The organism is Kitasatospora cheerisanensis KCTC 2395, assembly GCF_000696185.1.
Taxonomy (GTDB): domain Bacteria; phylum Actinomycetota; class Actinomycetes; order Streptomycetales; family Streptomycetaceae; genus Kitasatospora; species Kitasatospora cheerisanensis.
In genome coordinates, this window is record NZ_KK853997.1 from 6,952,512 (window position 1) to 6,957,183 (window position 4,672).

Annotated in this window: 5 protein-coding genes and 1 pseudogene; 3 read left to right on the top strand and 3 right to left on the bottom strand. The window is 74.0% G+C overall.

The window, feature by feature from the left end; translation table 11 throughout:
- The 3 genes and pseudogenes from KCH_RS42890 to KCH_RS31260 form a co-directional block, all read left to right on the top strand.
- Window positions 1–214, top strand: a pseudogene (locus KCH_RS42890) (histidine kinase); the annotation flags it as partial.
- Window positions 211–837, top strand: coding sequence for a precorrin-8X methylmutase (locus KCH_RS31255; RefSeq protein WP_035868586.1), 627 nt, complete (start codon window positions 211–213; stop codon window positions 835–837). The pseudogene KCH_RS42890 and the gene KCH_RS31255, both read left to right, overlap by 4 nt.
- A complete protein-coding gene (locus KCH_RS31260; protein WP_035868591.1) occupies window positions 834–2,402 on the top strand; it encodes a precorrin-2 C(20)-methyltransferase in 1,569 nt (522 codons plus the stop codon). Before KCH_RS31255 ends, KCH_RS31260 begins: the two co-directional genes overlap by 4 nt.
- A gap of 7 nt (window positions 2,403–2,409) precedes the next feature.
- Here the strand turns inward: KCH_RS31260 and KCH_RS31265 are convergent, their stop codons facing one another.
- The 3 genes from KCH_RS31265 to KCH_RS31275 all read right to left on the bottom strand — a co-directional run bounded on the left by KCH_RS31265 (window position 2,410) and on the right by KCH_RS31275 (window position 4,622).
- Window positions 2,410–3,150 (bottom strand): cobalt-precorrin-6A reductase, encoded by a 741-nt coding sequence (locus KCH_RS31265; protein WP_035868594.1) that lies wholly within the window; start codon window positions 3,148–3,150, stop codon window positions 2,410–2,412.
- Between the two features lie 270 nt (window positions 3,151–3,420).
- Window positions 3,421–3,831: a RidA family protein gene (locus tag KCH_RS31270; protein ID WP_035868597.1), complete on the bottom strand. Its 411-nt coding sequence runs from the start codon at window positions 3,829–3,831 to the stop codon at window positions 3,421–3,423.
- 32 nt (window positions 3,832–3,863) lie between these two features.
- Window positions 3,864–4,622: an IclR family transcriptional regulator gene (locus KCH_RS31275; RefSeq protein ID WP_035868600.1), complete on the bottom strand. Its 759-nt coding sequence runs from the start codon at window positions 4,620–4,622 to the stop codon at window positions 3,864–3,866.
- Window positions 4,623–4,672 lie beyond the last annotated feature (50 nt).

Below are 4,672 nucleotides of genomic sequence, written 5' to 3' on the forward strand. Positions count from 1 at the left end.
CATCACCGTCGACGGCCGGGTCCGCGAGACGCGCCGCGGCAGCGCGACGGGCGCCGGGGCCGGCACGGTGCTCGGCGCCGTGAGCGAAGCCGGGCACGAGGGCGGCGGGTACGGGGCCGGAGGGCACGGGGCCGGCGAGTACGAATCCAGCGAGTACGAAACCGCCGAGGCAGTCGCCGAGGCGCGCAATGCCGAATGGCGGAGGACCAAATGATCGACTACGAGAAGGACGGCGCAGCCATCTACCGCCAGTCCTTCGCCACCATCCGGGCCGAGGCCGACCTCGCCGCGCTGCCCGCCGACGTCGCCCAGGTCGCGGTCCGGATGATCCACGCCTGCGGCATGACCGACCTGGTCGAGGACCTGCTCTGGTCGCCGAACGTGGTCGCCGACGCCCGCCGCGCCCTGCACGCCGGCGCGCCGATCCTGTGCGACGTCAACATGGTCGCCAGCGGCGTGACCCGCAAGCGGCTGCCCGCCGACAACGAGGTGATCTGCACCCTCACCGACCCGACGGTGCCCGAACTCGCCCGCGCCATGGGCACCACCCGCAGCGCCGCCGCCATGGAACTCTGGCTGCCCCGCCTCGAAGGCGCCGTGGTCGCCGTCGGCAACGCCCCCACCTCGCTGTTCCGGCTGCTGGAGATGATCGAGGCCGGCGCGCCCCGACCCGCCGCCGTGATCGGCGTCCCCGTCGGCTTCATCGGCGCCGCCGAGTCCAAGCAGGCCCTGGCCGAACACCCGGCCGCACTGGAACACCTGGTGGTCCGTGGCCGCCGGGGCGGCAGCGCGATCGCCGCTGCCGCGATCAACGCGATTGCGAGCGAGCAGGAATGACGGACCGTCAGGAAGCTTCCACGGCCGGCCGGTTGTACGGGGTCGGCGTCGGACCGGGAGACCCGTCGCTGGTCACGGTGCGCGCCGCCGAACTCATCGGCAAGGCCGACGTCATCGCCTACCACTGCGCCCGGCACGGACGTTCGAACGCGCGCGCCATCGCCGAGCGGTACATGACGGGCAGCCAGCTCGAAGAGCGGCTGATGTACCCCGTCACCGTCGAGACCACCGACCACCCCGGCGGCTACCGCGGCGCGCTCGACGACTTCTACCAGGAGGCGTCCGAGCGGCTCGCCGCCCACCTCGACGCCGGGCGCACCGTCGTCGTCCTCGCCGAGGGCGACCCGCTGTTCTACGGCTCCTACCAGCACATGCACAAGCGCCTCGCGCACCGCTACCGGGCCGAGGTGGTGCCCGGCGTCACCTCGATCAGCGCCGCCGCCGCCCGCCTCGGCACCCCGCTGGTGGAAGCCGAGGAAGTCCTCACGGTGATACCGGGCACCCTGTCGGAGGAGGAGCTGACGGCGCGTCTCGCCGCCACCGACTCCGCCGTCGTCATGAAGCTCGGCCGGACCTTCCCCACCGTGCGCCGCGCCCTGGAGCGCGCCGGCCGGCTCGACGAGGCCCGGTACGTCGAACGCGCCACCATGGAGGGCGAACGCACCGGCCGGCTCGCCGAGATCGACGCCGAGAGCGTGCCGTACTTCTCGGTCGCCGTGCTGCCCAGCCGGGTCGCCGCCCTCGACTCCGCCGGACAGCCCTTCGAGGCGCTCGCCGACGGCCGGGAACCCGAACTGCCGGACGCCGAACCGGCGGTGGGAGAGGTGGTGGTGGTCGGCACCGGACCGGCCGGGCCGCTGTGGCTCACCCCGGAGGCGCGCGGGGCGCTCGCCAACGCGACCGACCTGGTCGGCTACACCACCTACCTGGACCGGGTGCCGGTCCGCGCCGGGCAGGTCCGGCACGGCTCCGACAACAAGGTGGAGGGCGTACGCGCCGAATTCGCCCTGGAGTTGGCGCGCCGCGGCCACCGCGTCGCCGTCGTCTCCTCGGGCGACCCGGGCGTCTTCGCGATGGCCACCGCCGTCCTGGAAGCCGCCTGCGAGGACCCGTACCGGGACGTCCCCGTGCGCGTCCTGCCCGGGATGACCGCCGCGCACGCCGCCGCGTCCCGCGCCGGCGCGCCGCTCGGCCACGACTACGCGGTGATCTCGCTCTCCGACCGGCTCAAGCCGTGGGAGGTGATCGCCCGCCGGCTGCGCGCCGCCGCCGAGGCCGACCTCGTCCTCGCGCTGTACAACCCCGGCTCCAAGTCCCGCACCACGCAGGTCGGTTCGGCCCGTGACCTGCTGCTGGAGTACCGCGACCCGGCCACCCCCGTGGTGATGGCCCGGGACGTCGGCGGCCCGACCGAGCGGGTCCGCACCGTCGCGCTGGCCGAACTCGACCCTGCCGAGGTCGACATGCGCACCCTGCTGCTGATCGGCTCCACCCAGACCCAGTGGGTGCAGCGCGGCGCCGACCGCGAAGTGGTGTGGACGCCGCGCCGCTACCCGGAGGACTGACCTTCCGTCAATTCGCCAGCGTGCGAACCCAGTTGACCGCCCCGGCGACGTCCGGGGCGGTCCGCACGCCCTGCGGGGCGGCCGGGCGCTGGACCACGACCACCGGCAGGCCGAGCTCGCGGGCCGCCGTCAGCTTGGGGGCGGTGGCGGCGCTGCCGCTGTCCTTGGTGACCAGCACCTCGATGCGGTGCGCCCGCAGCAGCTCCCGTTCCCCGTCGAGGGTGAACGGCCCGCGCTCCAGCAGGACTTCGACGGCCGACGGCATCGGCGGCACCGGCGGCTCGACCGAACGGGCCAGGAACCAGAGGCCGTCGAGGTGCGCGAACGAGGCGATGCCCTGCCGGCCGGTGGTCAGGAACACCCGGCGCCCGAGCGCGGGCAGCGCGTCCGCCGCGGCGGCCAGGCTCGGCACCGGGTGCCAGCGGTCGCCGTCCTGCGGCGCCCAGCTCGGGCGGCGCAGCGCGAGCAGCGGGGTGCCGGTGTCGGCGACGGCCGCCGCGGCGTTGCGGCTCATCGTCTCCGCGAACGGGTGGGTGGCGTCGATCAGCGCGTCCACCCGGTGGGCGCGCAGCCAGGCCGCCAGGCCGGCCGGGCCGCCGAAGCCGCCGATCCGCACCTCCCCGGCGGGCAGCCGCGGTTGGGCCACCCGACCCGCCAGCGAACTGGTCACCCGCAGGGCCGGGTCGGCGACCAGCACGTCCGCCAGCCGGCGGGCCTCACTGGTGCCGCCGAGGATCAGGACGTGCATGGCGGACTCCCGGGGCCGGCGTGATCGGAACCGCAACAGCCTAACCGGGCCCGCCGCCACGCCCGAGGGCCCCCGGCGACGGTCGGCCGGGGACCCGTTCGGCAACGGTGCCGGGCGGCCGGGACGGCTGGTGCCGGAGAGCGCCCGGGATGGTTGGTACCGGAGGGCGGCCGGGACGGCTGGTGCCGGAGGGCGCCCGGGATGGTTGGTACCGGAGGGCGGTCGGGACGGCTGGTGCCGGAGGGCGGCCGGGAGGGGAGGCTTGGCGCGTCAGTCGGTGACGACGGCCTGGGCGTCGATCTCCACCAGCATGGGCTCCTGCGGGAGTTCGACGAAGATCGTGGTCCGGCAGGGCTTGACGCCGCCCGGCTTGATGTTCTCATCGATGAACGCGGCGTAGACCTCGTTCATCAGCGGGAAGTCGGCGCGCTTGGTGAGGTAGACGCGGAACATCACCACGTCCTCGATGGTCGCGCCGCCGGCCTCGACGATCGCCTTGACGTTCTCCAGCGTGCGGCGGGTCTGCGCCTTCACATCACCGTGGTACAGGTACTCGCCGGTGGCCGGGTCCTGCGGACCCTGGCCGGAGACCTGCAGGATCGGGCCCTTGCGGACACCCTGCGAGAACATCCACGCGGGGGCCGGCGCGCCGTCGGTGCGGATCTCGGTCTTGTCGCTCATGTGCGCTTCTCCAGTAAGTGATTGACGGTACGTCAGGAATGACTGCCGCGCGCGGGGAGGCCCGCGTCGGCGGAGATCGCCCGGGTGCAGGCGAGCAGTTGGGGGAGCAGGTCGAGGACCTGCTCGTAGGGGAGGACGACGTCCGGGACGGAGATCGACGCGGCCGCGACCACCCGGCCCGAGGCGTCCCGGATCGGCGCGGCCACGCAGTTGATGAACGCCTCGTGCTCGGCGTGGTCCTGCGCCCAGCCCTGCGCGGCGACCTGCTCCAGCTCGGCGAGCAGCGCGTGCGGACTGGTGATGGTGTTCGGCGTGTGGACCGTGAACTCGATGCCGTCCACCGCCCGCCGCCGCTCGGCCGGCGGCAGGTCGGCCAGCAGGACCTTCGCCACCGCCGTGTTGTGCAGCGCCGCCCGCAGACCGATCCGCGAGTACATCCGCACCGGATGCCGCGAGTCGTACTTGTCGATGTAGACCACCTCGCCGCCCTCGTACGCGGCCAGGTGCACGGTCTGGCCGGTCGCCGCGTTCAGCTCCGCCAGGTGCGGCGCCGCGGTGCGCCGGATGCCGCGCTGCTCCAGCGCGAGGCTGGACAGCGCGAACAGGCCCGCGCCCAGGTGGTAGCGGTACTGCGCGTCCCGGTAGACGAACCGCCCCTCCTCCAGCGTCTGCAACAGCCGCAGCACGGTGGTCTTGTGCACGCCGATCAGGTCGGCCAGCTGGTCGAGGGAGCGCTCGCCCTCGCCGAGTTCGGCGAGCAGGCGCAGGGCGCGGGTGACGGTCTGACTCATGGGTGTCCCGATGTTCCGAGGGTTTCGAGGGCTTCGGGGAGGTTACGGGC